Origin of the sequence: Azospirillum sp. A23, from assembly GCF_042938965.1 — a bacterium.
Lineage (GTDB): Bacteria > Pseudomonadota > Alphaproteobacteria > Azospirillales > Azospirillaceae > Azospirillum > Azospirillum melinis.
The window spans coordinates 572,229-594,331 of record NZ_CP170663.1 but is presented as its reverse complement, the minus strand read 5'-3'; the positions used below and the strand labels follow the sequence as shown (position 1 = coordinate 594,331).

The following is a 22,103-nucleotide window of genomic DNA, read 5'->3' as shown; positions in this document are numbered from 1 at the left end:
CCGGTCGCGGCGCCGCCCGCGGGGCTGGAGAGGACCCCTTCTCCGACCGTTCCAGCACCGAGACCCGGTGAACGCCGTCCGGCAGCGTCGAATGCCGGTAACGCAACGAACCAAAAATCGACCTTTCAACAGGACCGACCCGAACAACGCCGGGGCCTTTGCCCGCGGCGCCGCTCCCGTCGGATGGGAGAATAAGAGACACCATGCAGCGAAACGCTGAAACCCGCACGACCCAGACCACCGCCCAAACCACTCCTGCCACCCAAACCCGTCCTGCCGAACCCCGCTCCGCCGAGCCGATGCAGCTCTATCTCCAGGATGCCCGCAAGTATCAGTATCTGACGCCTGAACAGGAACATGATCTGGCGGTCCGCTGGCACGACCACCAGGACCCGTCGGCACTCGACAAGCTGGTCGGCAGCCATCTGCGGCTCGTCGTCAAGATGGCGCGCGGCTATCTCGGCTATGGCCTGCCGCTGTCCGATCTGGTGGCGGAGGGCAATGTCGGCGTCATGCAGGCGGCGCAGAAGTTCGATCCCGGCAAGGGGTTCCGCTTCGCCACCTATGCCTCGTGGTGGGTGCGTGCCGCTATCCAGGAATATGTCCTGCACAACTGGTCACTGGTGAAGATCGGCACCACCGCCGGGCAGAAGAAGCTGTTTTTCAGCCTGCGCCGTCTGAAGGCACGGATGCAGGAGCTGGAGAGCGGCGACCTGTCGCCGGAAGCGGTGGAGAGCATCGCCACCGAACTGAACGTGTCGAAGGCCGAGGTGGTGGAGATGAACCGCCGCCTGGGCAACGACCGCTCGCTGAATGTCGGCCTGTCGGAGGATGGCGATGCCGAGTGGCAGGACCTGCTGGCCGACGACCGTCCGGACCAGGAGACGACCCTGGCCGATTCCGAGGAGCGCCGTCGGCGTCAGCAGTTCCTGAAGCTCGGGCTGGGCGTGCTGGACGACCGCGAGCGCAAGATCCTGATCGCCCGCCGCCTGCGCGACGAGCCTCTGACGCTGGAGGAACTGAGCCAGACCTTCCACGTCTCGCGCGAGCGCGTGCGCCAGTTGGAGGTGCGTGCCTTCGAAAAGCTCCAGAAGGCGGTGATCGCCACCGCCAAGACGGAGAAGGTGACGATGGAAAAGAACCGCCTTCTGATCGATGCCTGAGCGGGGTGGGACCGCCCCCGCTTTGGCCAGTCGGCGGCTTTCATCGGCGGCTTTACGTGTCCAGGCAACCGCCCTTCGGCGCGACGGTGATGCGGATCAGTTCCGACCCGCCGCCGCCGAAGACGTTGCCGCCGGTGTAGGTCAGGCAGCCTTCGTTGCGGTAGATGACCTGAAGCCGCTGGGCGTCATTGCCGAAATAGAACGGAATCCAGCGCTTGCCGGTCTCGTGCCGGATCATGTTGTCGGGCGCGCCGATCAGTGTGGAGACCTCCTCCATCGTCATGCCGATCTGCAATTTTGCGAAACGGCTGCCGGGGGCGGGGGTGCCGATCACCTCGCCCTCATAGCGCCCGTCGCGCGACTTCACCATTCTTCCCCCCGGCGTCGACGGTGCGGATGAGGCGGTGGCGCCTGTCCCGTCGCCGGTCGCCGCACCCTGTTGTTGCCCGGCACAGCCGACCAGCAAAGCCGCCACCGACAATGCCGCCCAAGTCGTTTTACCCAGCATGTCTTTCCTCACCGAATCTGTTCTGGTTGTTGCCCTGTAGGGACAACTATGAGTGCGATAACCCGATGAAGGCATCGGCAAAGGCGGGTGAAGAACCCCTAAGAGGGGTAGTAACAACAGGCGGATCGCCGCCCGTCAGCCCTTCACACCGTGGCTTCGGCTTGGCGCTTGCCGGTATAGTTCTTGAACAGGTCATAATCGGTGTCGCAGCGTACCTGCGCCAGCCCGGCCGCCGCCATCGCGGCGGTGATGACCTCCGGCTCCACGCAGCGGTCGATCGTCTCCCAATAATAGCGCATCAGCGTCCGTCCGCTCTCGCCGCCACCGCTGAGGCGCGAGACTGCCGGCACCACCATGCCGAGATAGGCGTTCATCAGGTGCCGGGTGACCGGACGGTGCGGCCGGCCGATCTCCATCACCAGCACGGTTCCGCCCGGACGCAGCACGCGGCGGAACTCGCGGAAGGTGGCGGTCAGGTCGCCGACATGGCGCAGCGCATAGCCGATGGTGACGAGATCCACACTGCCATCGGCCAGCGGCAGGGCATCGGCCACGCCCTGGATCAGCGGGATGGGAAGGCTGCGCCGTGCCTCCGCCAGCATCGCTTCGCTGAGATCCAGGCCGATGACATCGCCGGGATTGCCGCAGAGCGACACGGCCTCGCGCGCCACGAGACCGGTGCCGATGGCGACGTCCAGCACCCGCATGCCCGGCTGCAACCCCGCCCGCCGCAGGCATTGCGACCGGTACCAGGAACCGGACCCGAGCGCGAAGATGGCGTTGATGCGGTCGTAATGGTGGGCAGTGCGGTTGAACAGCCCACGGACGAAGCGCTGCCGCTGCGTCCTGTCGCCGTAATAGGCGTCCAGAACGGGATGCGGTTCGACGGCGGTGCCGACGCGGGGCGTGGATTCGGTCGGCACGGCAGTGTCTCCTTCGAAAGGGAGCGGGCCAATGGGCATTGGGATCAGTCGAGAATGCCGCTCACCGCGCTGGTCCGGCTGTCGGACCGGTAAAGCGAGACGGTGAAGCCGCCGGCCTTGACCGACAGGTTGACGGTTCGCGTGTAAAGCATCCCCGGTTGAGTTGGTCGTTTTCAGGTCGCCGACATCTTGTTGGTGCGGAACTCGTCAGGCAAGTGGGTTTCCATGTCACCAAATGGGTAACCAATCAAGACGGTTGCATTGTCTCAAGTGCATCGGTCGGATTAGACCGCGGCGTGCAGTGGCTTTGAAATCAATCCGAAACATTGCTTGCCGGAATGTTGAGAACAGCAGGCGCTAATATCAGAGTCGTGCGGATATATCCTTTCGGCTAGTCCCCTGATAAAGGGCAGTGTCGGGGTTTTGTCCCTGGATTGCGTGGGATGGGCTGCGGTAAATTTTGGCGAGAGTGACCGGTCACAAAGCCAGAAACGGGTATCCACCTCGAACACCCCAATGCGGGACAAGCGGGAGAGCGGCAAAGCCCATGGTGTCGAACGGTTCCGATTACGATTGCGATGTTCTGGTGGTGGGTGGCGGACCGGCCGGTTCGTCCGCCGCGGCGCTGCTGGCCGGGAAGGGCCATCGGGTGGTTCTTCTGGAAAAGGACCATCACCCGCGGTTCCACATCGGCGAATCCCTGCTTCCCTGCAACCTGCCACTTCTGGAACGGCTGGGCGTGCTGGAGGAGGTCGAGCGGATCGGCATGCTGAAATATGGCGCGGAGTTCGTTTCGCCCTATCACGGCAAGGCCGTCACCTTCGACTTCGCCAATGCCTGGGACAAGTCCAAGCCCTATGCCTTTCAGGTCCGGCGGTCGGAATTCGACCATATCCTGATCCGCAATGCCGCGGCGAAGGGGGCGACGGTCATCGAAGGCTGCAAGGTGACGGATGTCGATATCCGGGGAACGGACGGCAGCACCGTCACCGCCCGGCAGGAGGACGGCACGATCCGCACCCTGCGCACGCGCTTTCTGGTCGATGCGTCGGGCCGCGAGACGCTGCTGGCGTCCCGCTTCGGCATCAAGCGGCGCAACGTCAAGCACAACAGTGCGGCGATGTTCGGCCATTTCACCGGCGCCAAGCGGTTGCCGGGCAAGGCCGAAGGCAACATCACCGTCTTCTGGTTCGACCATGGCTGGTTCTGGTTCATCCCGCTCGCGGACGGCACCACAAGCGTCGGGGCGGTCTGCTGGCCCTATTACTTCAAGACGCGCAAGACCGACCAGACCCGCTTCTTCCTCGACACCATCGCCCTGTGCCCGGCGCTGGCGGAGCGGCTGGAGGGGGCGGAGCTGACCGGACCGGTGACGGGGACCGGCAACTTCTCCTATCAGGCCGACCGCATGTCGGGCCCCGGCTATGTCATGCTGGGCGATGCCTTCGCCTTCATCGATCCGGTCTTCTCCACCGGCGTCTATCTGGCGATGACCAGCGCCTTCGAAGGGGCCGAGGCGGTCGACGCCTGCCTGCGCGAACCGGCCCGCCAGGAACAGGTGCTGAAGCGTTTCGAGCAGACCGTCCGTCAGGGCATCGGCACCTTCTCCTGGTACATCTACCGCGTGACGACGCCGGCCCTGCGCAACCTGTTCATGGGACCACGCAATGTCTTCCGGGTGGAGGAGGCATTGCTGTCGCTTCTGGCCGGCGACGTCTTCCGCCCGTCGCCGATCAAGGCGCGGCTGAAGATATTCAAGGCGATCTACTACATGAACGCCCTGCTGGACTTGAAAAGGAACTACATGGCATGGCGGAAACGGCGGCAGAACGTGCGCACCCCCGTGGGCGACGCGGTCTAGGCATTCTCGGCGCGGTCCGGCGGGCCTGGGACTATCCCCTGTTCTACGGCCTGCTGTTCCTGTTCGGCCTGATGTCGCTGGCCTGGAGCCTGACGGCGGCGCTGATCAACCCGCTTCTGCCGCGTCGGATCGCCGGGCCGCTCGGGCGGCAGGCGATCAGGACGGGATTCAGCCTCTATCTCGACACGCTGCGGGCCTGCGGGGTGCTGAGGACCGACCTGTCGGCGCTGGATTCGCTGAAGGATGACGGCGGCCTGCTGATCTGTCCGAACCATCCGTCGATTCTTGATGCCGTGCTGCTGATCTCGCGGGTACCGGACCTCGTCTGCATTGCAAAGGCCCCGGTTTACGACAACCTCCTCTTCGGCGGAGGGGCGCGGATGGCCGGTTACATCCGCAACGATGCGCCCAACTCGCTGGTCAAGATGGCGGCGCAGCGGGTGCGGGCGGGCCGCCAACTGCTGATCTTCCCCGAAGGGACCCGGACGGAGCGGGCGCCGGTCAACCCGCTGAAGGGCGGCTTCGCGCTGATCGCCAAAACGGCGGGCGTGCCGGTGCAGACCGTGTTCATCGAGGCCAACACCAACTTCCTCGGCAAGGGCTGGCCGTTGCTCCGCAAGCCGGAGTTCCCGCTGGTCTACACCGTTCGCCTCGGCCGCCGCTTCGATCCGCCGGCCGATGTGCGCGAACTGGTCGGGGATGTGGAACGCCATTACAGGGCAGAGCTTTGATCACCGACGCCTCCACCAGTCATCTTGTCCTGATCCCCAGCTACAACACCGGGCCGAAGCTGTTCGAGACGGTGCGGGCGGCCCGCGCGCATTGGGCGCCGGTCTGGGTCGTCGTTGACGGCAGCACTGACGGCACCGGCGAAAAACTGCGGGCGATGGCGGCGGACGATCCGCATCTGCGCGTGCTGGAACTGCCGGTCAACCGCGGCAAGGGGGCCGCCGTTCTGCATGGGCTGGAGGAGGCTGAGCGCTGCGGCTTCACCCATGCGCTGACCATGGATGCCGACGGTCAGCACCCGGCCGACCGGATCCCGCAGTTCCAGGGCGTGTCGCTGGCCAACCCCGATGCGCTGGTGCTGGGCCGGCCGGTGTTCGATGCCGGAGCGCCGCGGCTGCGCGTCGGTGGTCGCAAGATCTCCAACTGGTGGGCCAATCTGGAGACTCTGTGGGGCGGGATCGGCGACTCCCTGTTCGGCTTCCGTGTTTACCCGATCAAGCCTCTGCGCGCGGTGATGCGGCGCAATCGTTGGATGCGGCGCTTCGACTTCGATCCGGAGGCGGCCGTGCGGTTGTGCTGGGCCGGCCTGACGACCATCAATGTCCCGGCCCCCGTCCGCTATTTCAAGGCGGAGGAGGGCGGCGTTTCCCACTTCAATTATGTCCGCGACAATGCCCTGCTGACCTGGATGCACACGCGGCTGATGCTGGGCTTCATCGGGCGGCTGCCGATGCTGGCGGTCCGGCGGGTGCGGTCCCGGCCGATCAGATCATCCCTCCGTTGATCGACACGATCTGGCCGGAGATGTAGGCGGCGCGGTCGGAGGCCAGGAAGGCGACGAGGTCCGCCACCTCCTCCGGCCGGCCGGCGCGCTTCATCGGCACCATCCGCTTGACCATGTCGGCATCGAAAGCGGCGTCGGCCATGGGCGAGGCGATGATGCCCGGCGCCACCGCGTTGACGGTGATGCCGCGCGGCGCCAGTTCCAGCGCCAGCGACTTGGTCGCGCCATGCAGACCGGCCTTGGCGGCGGCATAGTTGGTCTGGCCGCGGTTGCCGGCGATGGCCGCCACCGACGACACCGTGACGATCCGGCCCCAGCGCGTGCCGATCATCGGCATCAGCAGCGGTTGCGTCACGTTGAAGAAGCCGTTCAGCGACACGTCGATGACACGGCCCCACTGTTCCCGCCGCATCGCCGGCATCACCGCGTCGTCGTGAATGCCGGCATTGTTGACGAGGATCTGAACAGGTCCCGATCCCAGAACCCGCTCCAGCGCCTCGGCGGTCGCTTCGGCGTCGGTCACGTCGAAGGCCACCGCTTCCGCCGATCCGCCGGACGCGGCGATCTCCGCCGCCAGCGCCTCGGCGCGGGCGATGGAACCGTTGGCGTGGACCAGCACGTGATTGCCATCGGCGGCCAGCGCCTTGCAGATCGCGGCGCCCAGCGCCCCACTGCCGCCCGTGACGAGTGCGCGTTTCATGCCGCCCCCAAATCCGTGACGCCGGCGTCGATCACCACAGCCGCCCGGCCGCTCAGCAACTCGCGGTCGCCGGCCGCGATGGAGAAGGCGTAGATCACGCGGCTGCCCGCCCCGGTCAGATTCTCGGCGTCGATGACCAGATCCTCCGCGATGTCGTCGAGCCGGGCGACCTGACAGGACAGGTCGCGCAGGCTGGCGAGATAGCCCGCGGCGGGGCGCCCGCCATCGGCGGTCAGCCCGCCATGCACCGCCATCGCCTGGGACGCGTATTCCACTCCGCACAGCGCGGCGAGCCGCCCGGCGTGGCGCAGCGGGTTGTCGGCGGCACGGTGGCTGCGGGCGATGCAGCGGATGCGGCTGCGGTCCCAGGACAGCACGCCGTCGAGCAGGCACATGGTCCCGGTATGAGGGATCAGGGAGGCAAGCTCGTCGCGCGTCATCGGCATGGCGCACCCACCCGGATGGCCACCCGTCCGCCCGGCGGCAGGTCGAGCACGACCGCTTCCGGCGCGCCGCCTGCACCGACCCGTGCAAGGGCGGCCAGCAGCGGCAGGGATCGGGCTGTCGGGTTGCCTGTGCGCAGTGCCTCCAGGCCGATGTCGACCATCCGGCTGACCGGCTCGTTCCCGCGCGACAGCTCGATGTCCAGGCTGGCGAGGCAGCGTCCGGTCGGTTGCGGCGTCAGGACCAGAGCCATGCCGAAGGCCCCGGCGATGGGACGGACCTTGCTCAGCGGCTCCGGATAGGGGAGGTCGTAGGCGATCAGCGTGACGGTCCAGCCATCGCTCGCAACCTCCGCCGCCGCTTCCAGCAGGCCGGTCTGGAAACTCTCGTCATGGGCGGACAGGCTGGTGGAGGGCTCGCGGCAGCGCGTGGCGATGCTCCAGTAACCGGCCGGTGCATTGTGGACGGAGTTGTGGAAGCGCGTCGGCGAGATGTCGCGCTCCTCCGACGCCAGGGAGTCCAGGATCTGGTGCAGCGTATCGGGATCGCCGCTGGAGGAGGTGAAAACGGTGGCGACGGTGGCTGCATCGCGTCCGGCCTGCGCCAGCGCTTCGGCCCCCACCGCCATGGCGAGCTTCACCGTCGGCACGCTGCGGCGCCGTTCGGCGGGCGGCAGAAGCGGGCTGGCGGTCAGCACTGCCGGCGAGGCGACATAGGCAGCCTCGCCCGTCAGGATCGCACGCGACTGCTCCCAGCCGGGAAGTCCCGGACCGAGCAGGCCGATCCCCTCGACATAGGCGCGCATCAGGCCGCCCACCCGAAGATCAGGCTGCTGTTGCTGCCGCCGAAGCCGAAGGAGTTGGTCATCACGCGGTCCAGTCGGCCCTTTTCATTGGCCTGTAGATAGCGGCTGCGCAGGGCAGGGTCGAGGGTCAGGGTCTGCGGGCTGCCGGGGATCAATCCGGTGCGGAGCGCCAGCACGCTGATAATCGCCTCGACGATGCCGGCGGCCCCCAGCGTGTGGCCGGTGTAGCCCTTGGTCGAACTGACCGGGATGCGGGTGCCGAGCAGGCCGGTGATCGCCTGGTCCTCCGCCGCGTCGCCATAGGTGGTGGCGGTGCCGTGCAGGTTGACATAGTCGATGTCAGCCGGGCGCAGGCCGGCGCTGGCAAGCGCCCGCTCCATCGCCAGCCGGGCGCCCAGCCCTTCCGGATGGGGGGTCGACATGTGGTGCGCGTCGTTGCTTTCACCGGCGCCCAGCAGGTGGATGGTGCCGGGGGCGGGTTTGGCAGCGGCACGTTCCAGCAGGGCGAAGCCGGCGGCCTCGCCCAGCGAGACGCCGCTGCGGTCCGCATCGAACGGCCGGCAGGGGGTGGGGGAAACCAGCTCCAGCGAGTGGAAGCCGTAGAGCGTCGTCAGGCACAGGCTGTCGGCACCGCCGACCACCGCCGCATCGCACAGGCCGGCAGCGATCATGCGGGCGGCGTTGGCGAAAACCTTCGATGTGGTGGCGCAGGCGGAGGAAACGACGAAGGCAGGACCCGTCAGCCCCAGGCGACGGCGGACGAAATCGGCGAGCGAACCGGTGCTGTGGGTGGTGGCAAAGCTGAAGGCGGCGGGAAGGGCTCCGCTCTGCGGATCGCGCGCCCGGAAGGCCTGCTCGGCCGACAGGATGCCGGAGGTGCTGGTGCCCAGGAAGACGCCGATCCGGTCGGCACCATAGCGCTCGCGGGCACCGGCGATCGCCGCGGCGAAACCGTCCCGATGCAGAGCCATCTCGGCCAGCCGGTTGTTGCGGCAGTCGAAATTGGCGAGATCGTCCGGAATGCGGGTGTCTTCCACCCCCGCCACCTCGCCGATGTGCGTGTCCAGTGCAGCCGTCTCGAACCTGCAAGGTTTCAGGCCACCCCGGCCGGTGAGTAGAGCATCCAGGGTTGCATCCTGGCCAGCGCCAAGGCTGCTGACGATGCTCATATGGCTTAGGGAAAGTGGCTGCACGATGGACTTCTTATGAATTTTGGACGGTGCCGGTGGTCGGTTGCGGTTTCATTGTCGATGGAATGCTAACACCGGCAAAATCATGCGAGGAAGGGCAAATTTGGACTGAGGCTTTGCTTTGCCGGGCTATGAACAAGGTGTTGGCAAAAGGTGTGCCCTGGCTCATCGGCAGAGCCTCGATTGCGAATCCAAGGCTGATCAGCAATTCCGACCACTCCGCCGCCGGGCGGTAGGTCAGGGGCTGGCGCCAGCGGCCCCGTGCGGCGCAGGCGATCTGTTCGGCCCAGCGGGTGATCCGGAACGGCAGTCCGCCGTCGGCGTCGGCCTCCCGCAGGATCAGAAGCCCGTCCGGGTTCAGCGCCTCGGCGCAACGGGCCAGCACTGCCGCCTGTTCATCGCGCTGGAGATAGAGCAGCACGTCCAGGATGACGATGGCATCGCAGCGGGGCAGGTCGGTGTCGCGGATGTCGCCCTGGGTGACGGCCTCGCCGCCCAACGCCGTCCTGGCGATCCGCACCCGCTTGGGCGACAGTTCGACGCCCCTGGTGGCGAGGGCGGACGGTGGAGCAGGCCACTCCGCCGGCCACCCGCCGCCGGCATGCCGGTCGGCCGCGGCGCGCAGCAGCGCCGTCAGCACCCCCTGGCCGCAGCCGAGGTCCAGCAGACACCCGCGGGCGGGCAGCAGCGGGTGACGCAACAGGTGACGGAAGACGGGGTCGCCGGCCAGCTTGCCCTTGGCGAAATGCCAGGCATGGCGGCCGCAGGGACGATAGGGGCGGGCGGCGGCGGCGACCAGTTCGCGGAAGACGGCGTCAGTCATCGGCCACCACCTCCAGCGAAACCGCCGTCAACCCGCGGACGGCCAGGGTGTCGAGCAGGCGCGGCAGCACGGTCAGCACCACGGGCCGCCCATCGCCATCGCGGGCCGCGGAGCCGTCATGGAGCATCAGCAGGTCACCGGCGGCGAGACCGCGGCTCAGGCGCCGCTCCACCGCCAAAGGATCTCGCCGAACCGCGTCGTAGCCGCGCCGGGTCCAGGTCGCCAGATGCAGGCCAAGACCGGCGAGCACGGGGTCGAGCAGGGGATTGCGCAGGCCGGCGGGCGGCTTGAAGAAGCGTGGCGACCGGCCGGCGAGAGCGGTCAAGATGCGCTGCGCTTCCCCCACCTCGCGGCGGATGGCGCCGATGCCCATGGCGGCGAAGCGGTGGGAATGGTGCCAGCTGTGGTTCTCCACCGTATGGCCGCGGCGGACGATGGCCTCGATCAGGCCGGGATGGTGGGCGGCACGCTCGGCGATGCAGAAGAAGCTCGCCTTGGCCTTCGCGCGGTCGAGCTGGTCGAGGACGGCGGGCGTCACTGCCGGATCGGGGCCGTCGTCGAAGCAGAGGCCGACCTGCCCGAGCCGGGCATTCTCCGCCGGCAGGCGGCGCAGGTTGGGGCCGAGCAGGCTGCTGCGCGGCCAAAGCCCGATGGCGCCGAGCAGGGCATGGTTTCCCACGAGCGCAGCCAGAGCCCAGGGCCAGACCGCGGGCACCACCGCAACCCCGGCCGCAGCGGCGGCGTGCAGAGCGGCCGATGCGCGCAGCACCGGCGGCGGGGTCCAGCGCCGACGCTCAGCCATGGCCGGCACCCTCCGGTTCGGCGGGCTGCTGCCGGCCCAGAACCGCTGCGAAGGCAAGGCAGAGGAAGGCGCCGACCGCCACCGTGATGCCGATGCCGTGCAGAACCGGGATGCTGGAAAAGGCCAGCGTGCCGAAACCGATGACAGTGCAGAGATTGGCGATGGCGACGGAGGCGACCGTGCGCTCGCGCAAGGCAGGCGAAGGCTCCGGCCGCTCGAACAGCAGGGAATAGTTGGAGCCGACACCGACCACCAGTAGCAGCCCAACCAGATGGAAGATCGTCAGCGTCTGGCCCAGAGCGGTCACCAGCGCCATGGTGATGACCACCGCAGCCGCCAGCGGCAACACCGCCGCGATCAGGGACCGGACTGACCGCAGGGCAAGGGCGAGCAGCAGCGTGATTGCGACACCTCCCAGCAGGGCGAGCGTCAGCGCCTCCTGCCGGTAGGTACGATAGAGGCTGTCGGACTCCTCCTTCAGGTTCAGCAGAGTCGCACCTTGTGCCGCCGGGTCGCCGGACAGCCGGGCGGCAAGCGCCTGCGGGTCGGTCACGCCGCGCAAGGGCAGCATGGCGGTCCAGCCGGTGCCGCTGCGGACCAACAGAGACTCGAACTTCAGCTTCAGGCTGGTGCCGTCCAGGCTGGCTGGTGTCAGCAGCGGCATGGTCCGGGCCTTCTCGGCATCGGTCAGGAACGGGGCGAAGGCGTCAGGGCGGAAGGGCAGCCCTTGCAGAGCTTCGGTCAGCGACGCGCGCAACCGGTCGGGTGGCGGCAAGGCGGCCTGCCGGGCACGTTGGGCTGCCTGGCTCGGCAGGGTGTGGGCAGGGGACTCGTAGCCGGCGATCAGGTGGTCGCGGGTCAGTGCCTCCAGCGGCACGGCCAGCCGTTCGGCGGCAGCGAGCGCCTCCTCCACCGTGGCGCCGCCGGTCACCAGCAGATGGCCGGCGTCTGGGGCGCCGAGGTCGCGGCGCAGCGCCTCGTCCAGCCGCTGATCGGCCTCCGTCACCGGGCTGAGGCTGGACAGCTCCGTCGACCAGATGGCCGAGCCCTGATAGGCCAGCCATGCCAGGGACAGCAGCGTCGCGGCGGCCAGCGGCAGGCGTAGGGCAGGGGCGCCGCGGGTCAATGCGGTCAGCACCGACGCCAGCCGCGCCGGGCGTTCGGTCGCATAGCCGTCCGGCAGCAGGGACGGCAGCACCCAGCGGGTGACGGCCAGCGCCACGACCAGCCCGGTGATGGAAAACAGGCCCAACTGCGCCAAACCGCTGAAGCTGGAGAACAGCATCGTGCCGAACCCGACGACCGAGGTCGCCATGCCCAGCAGCACGGTCGGCCAGATACGCCGAAGGGTGCGGTGCGCCGGGCTTCCCGGCTGCGTCTGGGTGAACAGGTAGATGGCGTAATCGACGCTCTCGCCCAGCAGGGTGACGCCGAAGCCCAGCGTGATGCCATGCACCGTGCCGAAGCCCAGCCCGACCGCTGCGATTCCGGCCAGCGTTCCGGTCGCCGCCGGCAGCAGCGACAGGGCGAGCACGCGCAAGGAGCGATAGACCAGCAGCAGAATGGCGGCTACCAGAACGGTGGCGACGATGGAGGACCGGGTGGCATCCGCCTCGATGCGGTCGCGGGTCTGGACAGAGAAGACCGCCGGTCCGGTCATCACCAGTCGGGCGGAGCCGGCCGGCCCGCGCGCCTCGTCGAAAGCGCCCCGGATGAAATCCAGCGTCTTCTGCTGGGCATCCATGTCGAAACCCGGAGCGGCGGTCTGGACCAGCAGCAGCGCCCGCGCCCCATCGGCCGAGACCCAAACGCCGTCGCGGCTGGCCGGGCCGGCGGTATTGCCCAGCATCCGGTCGGTCAGGCGCAGGATCTCGGCGGTGGGGTCGGCGGGCAGGGCCTGCTTCAGGGCCATGCCCGCCGGCGACTGGAGAAGGCGCAGGTCGTTCTGCAAGGCGGCGTGCAGCCCCTCAACCGTGAAGCGGTCGGGGGTGACGCCGGGGCTCAGCAGATAGCGGTTGGTCCAGAGATAAGCGCCGTCGGCGCTGCGCCCCGTCCGCTCGCCATTCTCCACCGCGGCGACCAGCGGATTGCCGCGCAGCCGGGCGGCGAGCGCACGGCTGAGGCCGGTCAGGCGATCCGGTGCGTCGCCTTCGACGGCAACCAGGATCAGGCGTGAGACGACGCCGTCTTGCAGCTGGTCGACCAGCAGTTGCTGAGTGGCGGAGGGCGAGCGGGGCAGGAAGGCGGAGAGGTCGGCGGTGACGGAGGTGCGCGCCACCAGCAGGCCGCAGACAACCAGCCCGGCCAGCCACAGCGCGATGTTCCACCCGCCCCGTCTCGCCGCAGCGGTCATGCCGGGTCCGGCTGGATGGTCATGATGGAACGGTCGCCGTCGGCCTGGAGAAGCTCGATCCGGCGGATGCTGGCGTCGCGGCCGGCGATGTCGATGCGCTGGACAATCCTGCGCGCCTCCTCCGCCCGCGGCGTCAGCTGCATGCGCCAGTCCTGCAACGTGCCTTCCAGAACCACCTCGTAGAAGCGCATGACGGTCGGCACGTCGCCGCGCAGGGTGGAGCGGATGCTTTCCACATAGGTCTGGATTTCCGGCATCGATGAGACCGACAGCGTCCGGGAGGCGCCGTTGGCCTGTGTCAGCGTCAGCCGGTCGCCGTCCAGCCGCAGGCTTTCGGCTTGCGGTTGCAGGGTGCGCTTTTCCAGAAAGTCAGGGCGGCGGTAGGTCAGCGTTCCGCTGCTGTGCAGCGGTGCCGTCAGCAGGCCAACCTCGCGGGTTTCTGTGAAGCGGGCGCTGGAACTGTCGACCTGCTTTAGGCGCGCGAACAGATCCTCCAGCCCCCAGGGCTCGGCCGCCAGCGACGGCGTGGCGCCGCCGGCCAGCAGGAGGGTCGCCAGAGCCGCCAGGATCGGGCGGCGGGCCGGTCTATTTCCAGAAATCATAGAAATTGAACCAGTTATAGGGGAAGGACAGGGCGTAATGCTCCAGCCGGTCGGCGAAGCGTCCGGCCGCCCAGCGCACGAGGCCCGACCGCTCCTGAACGGGCCAGTCATGCTTCTTCAGGTCGGAGAAGTCGGCGATGCGCTCGAAATGGACATCGTAGCGCCGCCCGCCCCGATAGATGCCGACCATCAGCACCACCGGCCGCTTCAGCATCGCCGCCAGCTGGAAAGGTCCCAGTGCGAAGCCGGCGGGCTGGCCGAGGAAGGGCAAGCGGACCTCCTCTTCTCCATCGAGGGTGCGGTCGGCGAGCATGCCGACGAAATGGCCCTGGTCCAGCCTTTCGCGCACGCGCAGCATCGAATCCGGGCGGCCCAGCGCGATCACCTCCATCGACAGCAGCGGGTTGATGGCGTTGAGGACCGAGTTGATCTTGTGGGCATTCTCCTCATACATCACCAGGCTGACCCGCAGGTCGCGCTGGCGGTGGCCCAGCATGCGGATCGCCTCGAAGCTGCCCATATGGGCGCCGATCAGCAGGCAGCCTTCGCCGCGCTGCATCAGGTCGATGACGATGTCCTCGCCATGGACGCGGACGTCGAAATCGTCGGACTGGTCGTTCAGGAAGAAGACGCGGTCGAGCAGACAGGCGGCGAAGACGTGATAGTGGCGGAACAGGTCGCCGAAGCCGGGCGGACGGCCCAGCGCCTTTGACAGGAACAGCGCCGATGCCCGGCGCGGCTTGCGCGAGAACAGAACGAAATAGAGGCAGATCGGATAGAGCAGCAGCCGCGCCGCCCGCCGGCCGAGCCGCAGGGCGACCCAGACGATGAATTTGATGGCGGCGGTCGTGCTGCGCTCCGGCCGGTTCATCCACTCCCGGCGGCGGCGTCGCGGCGGCGGCGGAGCGATGGGAGAGGCCGTGGCGTCGGCCGTCCGTTTGGCGCGCAGGGGAAGCTTCATGGGGTCACGCTGCCGGCCATGAAGGGGCCGGCCATGAGGGCGCCGGTCATCACCGGACGGCCCGCCACGCTGCCGGTGAAGGCGATGCCGCCGGCGGGGGTGGCCTGCCATTCCACTTGCATGCGGTCGCCGGGGCGGACCGGGTGCAGGAACTTGGCGGAGCGCAGGTGGCAGGGTCCGAGGCTGGGTCCGGGCGCCGACCCTTCCGCCGCGGCGATGGCGGTGAGGGCGGTGTCGAGCAGGACCGCACCCGGAATGATCGGGTTGCCGGGAAAATGGCCGGCGGCGGTGGGATGGTCGGCAGGGAACTGGATGTCGGTCTGGTTCGGCACGGCGGCGGCACCTAGTCGCGCTGGCTGTTGTCGAGCATCCGCAGCAGAGCCTCGCGCGGCAGCTTGCCGGTCGGGTTGCGCGGCAGCGCTTCGACGAAGCGCAGGGGACGCGGCAGGAAGATCGGGTCGATCCGCTCGCGCAGGCGGGCCAGCAGCGTCTCGGCGGTCAGGCCGGGCGCCACCACCAGGGCGGCGAGGCGGGTGGTTCCGCTCTCCCCCTCCTGCGGCATGAAGACGACGCCGTCCTTCACCCCCTCCACCGAATTCAGATGGTGGTTCAGGAAGGCGAGCGAGCTGCGCTTGCCGGCGATGTTGACCTGATCGGCGGAGCGCCCGTGCAGGATGAAGCGGGTGTCGCTCTTCAGCTCGATCACGTCGGCCAGCAGGGTCTCGCCGTCGAGGAAGTCGCCGGATGCCCAGGTACCCTGCTCGTCCTGGCGCAGCCGGATGCCGTCGATGCACAGCCACTCCGCCGTGGCGCTGGTGCGGCGGACAGCGAGCTGACCGGTTTCCGAACAGCCGTAGATCTCGTGCAGCGGGGCGCCCAGCTTTGCTTCCGCGTCGATGGCGAGCTGCGGGGCGAGCGGGGCGGTGGCGCAGAGGATGAAATCCAGCGGCGGCAGGGCGGTGCCGTCGGCCAGCAGGGCCTGGAGATGCACCGGCGTGGTCACCAGCATGCGGCGGCCGGGCAAATCGGCGAGGCAGGCGGCGATGTCGGCGGGGAAGAGCGGACGGCTGCCGTACAGGACCAGACCGTGCTGGAGCGCCAGCAGGATGACCGATTCCAGGCCGTACATGTGCTGGTGCGGCACGGTGCCCACCAGCCCACAGGTGGAATGGCCGGCAGGGCCGAGGCCGGCGATCTCAAGCGCGGTGCCGGCGCCATGGACGCTGCGGACCAGGGTGCCCCAGCTTTTCACCTGCGGCATCGGCCGGCCGGTGGAGCCGGAGGTGAAGGCGATGGCGGCCACCTGATCGGCCGGGAAGGCGAGGTCGGCATCGAAGGGCGAACCGGTCAGGCTGTCGAGGCCGTCGGTCGGAAGTGCTGCGACGCAGGTCATGCCGGGATAGTGCGCCCCGGCATCGGTCAGGCAGATCAGGCCGGGATAGCTTTCGTCGAGCTGGCGCAGCGTCGCCGGCGTGTCGTTGGGGGGATGCAGGCTGATCTGCCGGCGCAGCAGGGCCGCACCGAGGGCGACGGCGAAGCCCAGCCGGTCGCCGCACAGATTCAGCAGATAGGCGCCGTCCGGCAGGCGGCGGGCCAGATCGCGCACGGCGGCGAGGTAGCTGCGCACCGTCACCGGCTTGCCATCATGCCAAGCGAACAGGTCGTCGGGGCTGCCATGGCGCAGCAGCGGCAGGCGGGTGGTGGACAGCATCGTCATTGCGAAACCATCATGGATTTGGCCGCTCCGAAAAGACGCGGACGACGTCGGCGATGGAGCCGTGGGAGTGGTTCCAGAACTTGCGCAGGCGGTAGGCGTATTCCGTCAGGAACATCGCGGCGACCAGCGGCAGGTCGAGGACATTGATGAAGAAGGACCAGACGGCCGGCGGCGCGGCGCAGAACAGCAGGGCCGACATCGCCAGCTGGCCGGCGAAGAACAGGCACCACGCCATGGTGACGCGGCGGGTGTAGACCAGCATATCGTCGGTCAGGCTGCCGCGGATTCGCCGCGCGATCCAGGTGATCAGCGGCTCGCGCCCGGCCAGCAAAGTGCGGCCGAACAGGACGAGCAGGCCAACATAGATCGCGGCGTGGCTGATCGCTGAAGCCGCCAGCAGCCCGTCGCGGGCGGAGCGCCAGGACAGGCCGAACAGGGCGATGGCGCCGGCCAGAGCCATCCAGCGGAAGCGCGGCGCCGCCCGGCCGATCACCAGCCCGGTCACCCCCGCCTGCACCAGCGCCAGGAACAGTGCTGTATCGGCGTCGAGGTCGGCGACGATGGCGCCATGGACCAGCAGGGGATACAGCGCGAAGAGCGACAGGCCGGCACCCACCGCGACTCCACCCCTGGTGCAGGCGGCGGACGGCATCAGGCGGCTTTGAGCTGCTGGATGTGGCTGTTCAGTGTGCGCAGAGAGCTGAAGATCTTCGTGTTGTTCTCGTCGTCGGCCCGCAGCTTCACCCCGTAGGACTTGGAGACGGCGAGCGCCACTTCCAGGATGTCGATGGAATCGAGGCCCAGCCCTTCGCCATAGAGGGGGGCGTCCGGATCGATATCCTCCGGGTCGGCTTCCAGGGTGAGGGTGTTCACGATCAGCGTCGCCAGATCGAGTTCGCTCGGCGACAGGGCCTTCAAGTCACTCATCATGCCTCACTAAAGCAACGCCTGTTACCGTTGGGATATTCTACCCCTTTGGATATAACCATTAGGTATAGAAAGCCGTATTAGGGCGACAGGATTCGCAATTTCAGACGTCACGATAGCTAGGCACCCGAGGCGACGCCATCATTATTTTGGAGTGATCAGTTTGTTTTGTTAAAGATTGAGTTTCTTTGCGTCTGTGTGGGTTAGGAAAGGGTTCGCCCCTGAAATGGAACATTTGGAACGCTATGGAACGGTTTTCGGCGTGGTGTTCAGTGTTTCATCTGGCCAAACGGAAACGCCCTCTCCCATTGCGGGAAAGGGCGTTCGGTGCAGGTGCGGATGAGGGAAACGGTGACCGGGAAATCTTAGCCCCAGGCTGGGGTGCGGACCACCGAAAGCTTCAAAAACGAAAGCTTCAAAATCCGTCTTGTCTCAGCGGTTCAGCAGCCGGTTGACCGCGGCGCGGTCGGGCAGGGAGGGGATGGCGCCGGGGGCGGTGGTGGTCAGCGCTCCGGCGGCGTTGGCGAACCGGCAGATTTCGCGCAGCCGGTCCGGGGTGAAGGCGGTCCCGGCATCTTCGAGAATGCCGGCCAGGAGTGCGGCGACGAAGGCGTCGCCGGCACCGGTGGTGTCGACGGTGGTGACGGTCATCCCCGGCACATGGCCGGACGCATCGGCGGTCAGGAAGGTGCAGCCGTTGCGGCCATGCGTCACCACCAGCAGGCGCAGGCCCTCATGCCACAGGCTGCGGCCGGCGGTGTCCGGATCGGCGCTGCCGGTCAGGAACTCCAGTTCCTCGTCGCTCAGCTTAACGATGGAGGCGGCGGCGATGCCCTGGCGGATCAGGCGTTCCGCGGTGTCGCGGTCGGGCCACAGGGCAAGGCGCAGGTTGGCGTCGAAGGACACCAGCCGGCCGTGGCGGCGCGCTGTCTCCACCGCCAGCAGGCTCGCCTCGCGGGCGGCCGGGTCGATCAGGCCGATGGAGCCGGAATGCAGCAGGCGGATCGCCGCGACGGCATCGAGATCGAGGTCGGCGGCGGAGAAGCCGGCCATCGGCTCGCCGTAGAACAGGAACTCCCGCTCCCCATCCTCGTCGAGCGAGACGAAGGCAACCGGGGTCCGGGCGTCCGGCACGCGGCGCAGGTGGGACACATCGACCCCGGCATCGGTCAGCGCCCGAGCCAGGAAGCGGCCGAAGCCGTCCGCCGCGGTCCGGCCCATGAAGGCGCTGCGTACCCCCAACCGTGCCAGACCGACCGCGACATTGGCCGGCGCCCCGCCCGGCGCCGGATCGAAGGCGCCGATCACCCCGGGCTGCGCCGCGCCTGCGGGCATGAAGTCGATCAGCACCTCTCCCAGGCACAGCACGTCGATGGGTTGCGATGCGTCGGGCGGCATAGCGGTCATGGCGGGCAAGTCCTTCAGTTGGAATCCGCCGGCATAGCGGGTGAGCACGGCGCGGGTGCCGTCCGTCCACAGGGCGCGCAGGGCGGCGGAGAAGGCTTCGCGGAAGATTTGCGACTTGCCGACCTCGCCGTAGATGTCCTCCTGGTCGAGCCAAACGGTCGGTTCGGTGCGGGCCTTGGCGGCGACCTGGGTCAGGCGGTCCCAGTTGGGGTCGTTCGGCTCGATTGGCTGGCCGTCGTCGGTCGTCCCGAAGCAGTAGCGGCACCACAGCGCCGATTCCAGAGCCAGCCCCTCGATGCCGGCACCGGCCTTCAGGCGGTCGGCGATGGACGGGACGATGAATTTCGGTTGGCGGTTCGAGCCGTCGAGGCAGAGCCGGCGGATGGTGTCCTTGATCTTGGGGTTGGCGAAGCGGCGCTCGATGATGCCGAAATAGCCGGCGAGGTCGGTACCGGGCACCGGCGGCACGGTCGGGATGATCTCCTCCCGCTCGATCTTTTGCAGGAAGGCGCGGATCAGCGGGGTTTCCATCGCCTCATGCGCGTAGGTGATGCCGAGCAGGCCGGCCGGATAAGCGATCACCGCATGGCCGCCGTTCAGGATGCGGATCTTCATCGTCTCGAAGGGCGTCACGTCGGGGACGAACTGCACGCCCACCGCCTCCAGCGCCGGACGGCCGGCGGAGAAGCGGTCCTCCAGCACCCACTGGGTGAAGTCCTCGCAGAAGACCGGCCAGTTGTCGGCGATGGCGAAATCGCGGTCGAGGGTCTCGCGCTCCTGCACGCCGGTGGCCGGCGTGATGCGGTCGACCATGCCGTTGGGGAAGGCGACCGAGCCGTCGATCCAGGCGGCGAGATCGGCGTCGATCCCCCTGGCGATGCCCAGCACGGCGTTGCGGGTGACGACGCCGTTATGGGGGATGTTGTCGCAGGACATGACGGTGAAGGGCACGGTGCCGTCGCCGCGGCGGCGGGCCAGACCGGCGACGATCAGGCCGAAGACGGTGGTCGGGCGGGAGGGCACGGCGATGTCGGCGCGGATCGCCGGATGGCTGGCGTCGAACCTGCCGGCGGCGTCGATGTAATAGCCGCCCTCCGTCACCGTCAGCGAGACGATGCGGATGGCGGGATCGGCCAGCTTCGCGATGATGGCGTCGCTGTCGCCGACCGGCAGCATGCCGATCATCGCGCCGGTGACGCGGGCGAGGCTCTGTGCGCCGGATTGCTCGACGACGGTGGTCAGCCAGTCCTGGCCTTCCAGCGCGTCGCGCATGCGCTGGTCCGACGGCATCACGCCGGCGCCGAGGATCGCCCAGTCATGGTCGCGGCCCTGGGCGAACAGGCTGTCGAGATAGACCGCCTGATGGGCGCGGTGGAAGTTGCCGACGCCGAAATGCAGGATCCCGGCGGACAGAGCGGAACGGTCATAAGCCGGCACCGATGCCCGCGCAGCGATGTCCGGGAGGGTGGCGGCGGAAAGGGCGATGGTCATGATGGGGGTCCTGCGGAAGTCGGCGGAGGGAGATGTGTTGCCCTCTCCCGGGGCGGGAGAGGGAGGTCTTCTCAACTCATCCAGTTGCCGCCGTCGACGTTGTAGGTCTGGGCGACGATGTAGTCGGCCTCCCGGCTCGCCAGGAAGATCGCCATGCCGGTCAGATCCTCCGCCCGGCCCATGCGGCCGAAGGGGACCGCTTCGCCGACCATGCGCTTCTTCTCGCCGGGCTGGAGACCCTCATGCCGGGCGAACAGGGCGTCGACGCCGTCCCAATGCTCGCCGTCGACCACGCCGGGGGCGACGGCGTTGACGTTGATGCCGTGCTTGATGAGATCGAGGCCGGCCGACTGGGTCAGGCTGATCACCGCCGCCTTGGTGGCGCAATAGACGCCGACCAGCGCTTCGCCGCGCCGTCCGGCCTGGGAGGCCATGTTGATGATCTTGCCGCCGCGGCCCTGCGCGATCATCCGCTTCGCCACCGCCTGCATGGTGAACAGCGTGCCGGCGACGTTGATCGAGAACAGGCGGTCGTAGCTGTCGCGGGTGATCTCGACGATGGGGGCGAGGTCGAACAGCGCGGCGTTGTTGATCAGGATGTCGATGCCGCCGGCCCGCTCCACCACCGCGGCGACGGCGGCGTCGATGGAGGACTGGCTGGTCACGTCGAGCGCCACGGCATAGGCGCCGGGACCGATCTCCGCCGCCGCCTTCTCCGCCGCCGCGAGGTTGATGTCGGCGATGGCGACGGTGGCTCCCTCCGCGACATAGGCGGCGGCGAAGGCGCGGCCGATGCCGCGGGCGGCGCCGGTGACGATGGCCGATTTGCCGTCGAGACGTTTCATGGAACTGGTCATCGGAATGGACCCTTTCATGCCACTTTCACACCGGCGGCGACGGAAGACAGCGCGTTGCCCTGACCGTCGAAGCGATGGAGCTTTTCGGTTTGCGGCGTCAGCCAGACGCGGTCGCCGTGATGCACCGGGAACTCGCCGCCGGCCCGTGCCAACATCGTGCCGATGCCGTCCACCTGCACATAGACGAAGGTGTCGGATCCCAGATGTTCGGACACGGTGACGGTGCCGGACCACAGGCCGGATTCGGTCGACAGCGCCAGATGTTCGGGACGGATCCCGATGCAGTCGGCGCCGGCGCCGCGCGCGATCTCGCCCTCGATGAAGTTCATGCGGGGGGAGCCGATGAAGCCGGCGACGAAGCGGTTGCGCGGGCGGCTGTAGAGGTCGATGGGGGAGCCCACCTGCTCGATCCGGCCGGCGTTCAGCACCACGATCTTGTCGGCCATGGTCATGGCCTCCACCTGATCGTGGGTCACATAGATCATGGTGGTGCCGAGGCTGGCGTGCAGCTCGGAGATTTCCAGGCGCATGTTGACGCGAAGTGCTGCGTCCAGGTTCGACAGCGGCTCGTCGAACAGGAAGGCGGTCGGCTCGCGGACGATGGCGCGGCCGATGGCGACGCGCTGGCGTTGGCCGCCGGAGAGCTGGCCGGGGCGGCGGTCGAGATAGTTGGTGAGGTTCAGCACCTTGGCCGCCGCCTCCACCTTGCGGTCGATGGCGGCCTTGTCGAGCCGGGCCATCTTCAGCGGGAAGGCGATGTTGTTGCGCACGGTCATGTGCGGATAAAGCGCGTAGGACTGGAACACCATCGCCAGCCCACGCTGGGCGGGCGGCAGGGCGGTGGCGTCCTTGCCGTCGATGCGGATGGTGCCGGACGACACATCCTCCAGCCCGGCGATCAGGCGCAGCAGCGTAGACTTGCCGCAGCCGGACGGGCCGACGAACACCACGAACTCGCCGTTGCCGATGGAGAGATCCAGCGGCGGGATGACGTCGATGTCGCCGAAGCTTTTGGTGACGCGGTCGAGCGTGATCTGACCCATAGCGGGTTCCCCC

Annotated in this window: 21 protein-coding genes and 2 pseudogenes; 4 read left to right on the top strand and 19 right to left on the bottom strand. The window is 68.1% G+C overall.

Features of this window, described 5'->3' with window-relative positions; all coding sequences use genetic code 11:
- The first annotated feature begins 203 nt into the window (after window positions 1-203).
- Window positions 204-1,163, top strand: a complete 960-nt coding sequence (rpoH, locus tag ABNQ40_RS02470) for an RNA polymerase sigma factor RpoH (protein ID WP_109051159.1) — start codon at window positions 204-206, stop codon at window positions 1,161-1,163.
- A gap of 52 nt (window positions 1,164-1,215) precedes the next feature.
- On the opposite strand, the gene ABNQ40_RS02465 is transcribed toward rpoH, so the two are convergent.
- Together ABNQ40_RS02465 and ABNQ40_RS02460 are read right to left on the bottom strand one after the other, a co-directional pair.
- Window positions 1,216-1,671 carry a hypothetical protein gene (locus tag ABNQ40_RS02465; protein ID WP_109051160.1) on the bottom strand — a complete coding sequence of 152 codons (456 nt, stop codon included), beginning with the start codon at window positions 1,669-1,671 and terminating at the stop codon, window positions 1,216-1,218.
- 143 nt (window positions 1,672-1,814) lie between these two features.
- A complete protein-coding gene (locus tag ABNQ40_RS02460; protein WP_247879953.1) occupies window positions 1,815-2,594 on the bottom strand; it encodes a class I SAM-dependent methyltransferase in 780 nt (259 codons plus the stop codon).
- 547 nt (window positions 2,595-3,141) lie between these two features.
- On the opposite strand from ABNQ40_RS02460, the gene ABNQ40_RS02455 reads away from it, so the two are divergent.
- The 3 genes from ABNQ40_RS02455 to ABNQ40_RS02445 are packed head-to-tail and all read left to right on the top strand — an operon-like array spanning window position 3,142 to window position 5,968.
- Window positions 3,142-4,455, top strand: a complete 1,314-nt coding sequence (locus ABNQ40_RS02455; protein ID WP_109051162.1) for an NAD(P)/FAD-dependent oxidoreductase — start codon at window positions 3,142-3,144, stop codon at window positions 4,453-4,455.
- A complete protein-coding gene (locus ABNQ40_RS02450; RefSeq protein WP_109051163.1) occupies window positions 4,404-5,186 on the top strand; it encodes a 1-acyl-sn-glycerol-3-phosphate acyltransferase in 783 nt (260 codons plus the stop codon). Before ABNQ40_RS02455 ends, ABNQ40_RS02450 begins: the two co-directional genes overlap by 52 nt.
- Window positions 5,183-5,968 (top strand): glycosyltransferase family 2 protein, encoded by a 786-nt coding sequence (locus ABNQ40_RS02445; RefSeq protein ID WP_247879954.1) that lies wholly within the window; start codon window positions 5,183-5,185, stop codon window positions 5,966-5,968. Before ABNQ40_RS02450 ends, ABNQ40_RS02445 begins: the two co-directional genes overlap by 4 nt.
- On the opposite strand, the gene fabG is transcribed toward ABNQ40_RS02445, so the two are convergent.
- From fabG to ABNQ40_RS02360, 17 genes and pseudogenes are all read right to left on the bottom strand, one after another.
- Window positions 5,949-6,668, bottom strand: coding sequence for a 3-oxoacyl-ACP reductase FabG (gene fabG, locus ABNQ40_RS02440; RefSeq protein ID WP_109051164.1), 720 nt, complete (start codon window positions 6,666-6,668; stop codon window positions 5,949-5,951). The two genes, ABNQ40_RS02445 and fabG, sit on opposite strands and share 20 nt — an antisense overlap.
- A complete protein-coding gene (locus ABNQ40_RS02435) occupies window positions 6,665-7,114 on the bottom strand; it encodes a hydroxymyristoyl-ACP dehydratase (RefSeq protein WP_109051165.1) in 450 nt (149 codons plus the stop codon). Before ABNQ40_RS02435 ends, fabG begins: the two co-directional genes overlap by 4 nt.
- Window positions 7,105-7,917, bottom strand: coding sequence for a beta-ketoacyl synthase chain length factor (locus ABNQ40_RS02430; protein WP_199235394.1), 813 nt, complete (start codon window positions 7,915-7,917; stop codon window positions 7,105-7,107). The genes ABNQ40_RS02435 and ABNQ40_RS02430 overlap by 10 nt, the downstream gene beginning before the upstream one ends.
- On the bottom strand, window positions 7,917-9,110 hold the full coding sequence (locus tag ABNQ40_RS02425) for a beta-ketoacyl-[acyl-carrier-protein] synthase family protein (protein ID WP_391345449.1): 1,194 nt from the start codon (window positions 9,108-9,110) through the stop codon (window positions 7,917-7,919). The genes ABNQ40_RS02430 and ABNQ40_RS02425 overlap by 1 nt, the downstream gene beginning before the upstream one ends.
- A gap of 10 nt (window positions 9,111-9,120) precedes the next feature.
- Complete coding sequence (locus ABNQ40_RS02420; protein ID WP_109051167.1) at window positions 9,121-9,930, bottom strand: class I SAM-dependent methyltransferase; 810 nt, start codon at window positions 9,928-9,930, stop codon at window positions 9,121-9,123.
- Complete coding sequence (locus tag ABNQ40_RS02415) at window positions 9,923-10,732, bottom strand: polysaccharide deacetylase family protein (RefSeq protein WP_109051168.1); 810 nt, start codon at window positions 10,730-10,732, stop codon at window positions 9,923-9,925. Before ABNQ40_RS02415 ends, ABNQ40_RS02420 begins: the two co-directional genes overlap by 8 nt.
- The gene (locus ABNQ40_RS02410) at window positions 10,725-13,085 is read right to left on the bottom strand and encodes an MMPL family transporter (RefSeq protein ID WP_109051169.1); all 2,361 of its coding nucleotides are present in this window, start codon (window positions 13,083-13,085) and stop codon (window positions 10,725-10,727) included. The genes ABNQ40_RS02415 and ABNQ40_RS02410 overlap by 8 nt, the downstream gene beginning before the upstream one ends.
- The gene (locus ABNQ40_RS02405; protein ID WP_109051170.1) at window positions 13,082-13,687 is read right to left on the bottom strand and encodes a LolA-related protein; all 606 of its coding nucleotides are present in this window, start codon (window positions 13,685-13,687) and stop codon (window positions 13,082-13,084) included. Before ABNQ40_RS02405 ends, ABNQ40_RS02410 begins: the two co-directional genes overlap by 4 nt.
- Complete coding sequence (locus ABNQ40_RS02400) at window positions 13,671-14,648, bottom strand: acyl-CoA synthetase (RefSeq protein WP_109051171.1); 978 nt, start codon at window positions 14,646-14,648, stop codon at window positions 13,671-13,673. The genes ABNQ40_RS02405 and ABNQ40_RS02400 overlap by 17 nt, the downstream gene beginning before the upstream one ends.
- Window positions 14,645-14,980: a hypothetical protein gene (locus ABNQ40_RS02395; RefSeq protein WP_199235396.1), complete on the bottom strand. Its 336-nt coding sequence runs from the start codon at window positions 14,978-14,980 to the stop codon at window positions 14,645-14,647. The genes ABNQ40_RS02400 and ABNQ40_RS02395 overlap by 4 nt, the downstream gene beginning before the upstream one ends.
- Window positions 14,981-14,991: 11 nt before the next feature.
- Window positions 14,992-16,365, bottom strand: a complete 1,374-nt coding sequence (locus tag ABNQ40_RS02390) for an AMP-binding protein (protein ID WP_391345447.1) — start codon at window positions 16,363-16,365, stop codon at window positions 14,992-14,994.
- Between the two features lie 10 nt (window positions 16,366-16,375).
- Window positions 16,376-17,017 (bottom strand): hypothetical protein, encoded by a 642-nt coding sequence (locus ABNQ40_RS02385; protein ID WP_109051172.1) that lies wholly within the window; start codon window positions 17,015-17,017, stop codon window positions 16,376-16,378.
- On the bottom strand, window positions 17,017-17,292 hold the full coding sequence (locus ABNQ40_RS02380) for a phosphopantetheine-binding protein (protein ID WP_282187213.1): 276 nt from the start codon (window positions 17,290-17,292) through the stop codon (window positions 17,017-17,019). Before ABNQ40_RS02380 ends, ABNQ40_RS02385 begins: the two co-directional genes overlap by 1 nt.
- Window positions 17,293-17,724: 432 nt before the next feature.
- A pseudogene (locus ABNQ40_RS02375) lies at window positions 17,725-18,651 on the bottom strand (PfkB family carbohydrate kinase); the annotation flags it as partial.
- A 72-nt stretch (window positions 18,652-18,723) separates the two neighbouring features.
- Window positions 18,724-20,190 (bottom strand): annotated as a pseudogene (locus tag ABNQ40_RS02370) (mannitol dehydrogenase family protein); the annotation flags it as partial.
- Window positions 20,191-20,261: 71 nt separating this feature from the next.
- On the bottom strand, window positions 20,262-21,035 hold the full coding sequence (locus ABNQ40_RS02365) for an L-iditol 2-dehydrogenase (RefSeq protein WP_109491101.1): 774 nt from the start codon (window positions 21,033-21,035) through the stop codon (window positions 20,262-20,264).
- 26 nt (window positions 21,036-21,061) lie between these two features.
- Window positions 21,062-22,090, bottom strand: a complete 1,029-nt coding sequence (locus ABNQ40_RS02360; RefSeq protein WP_109051176.1) for an ABC transporter ATP-binding protein — start codon at window positions 22,088-22,090, stop codon at window positions 21,062-21,064.
- Window positions 22,091-22,103: the final 13 nt, after the last annotated feature.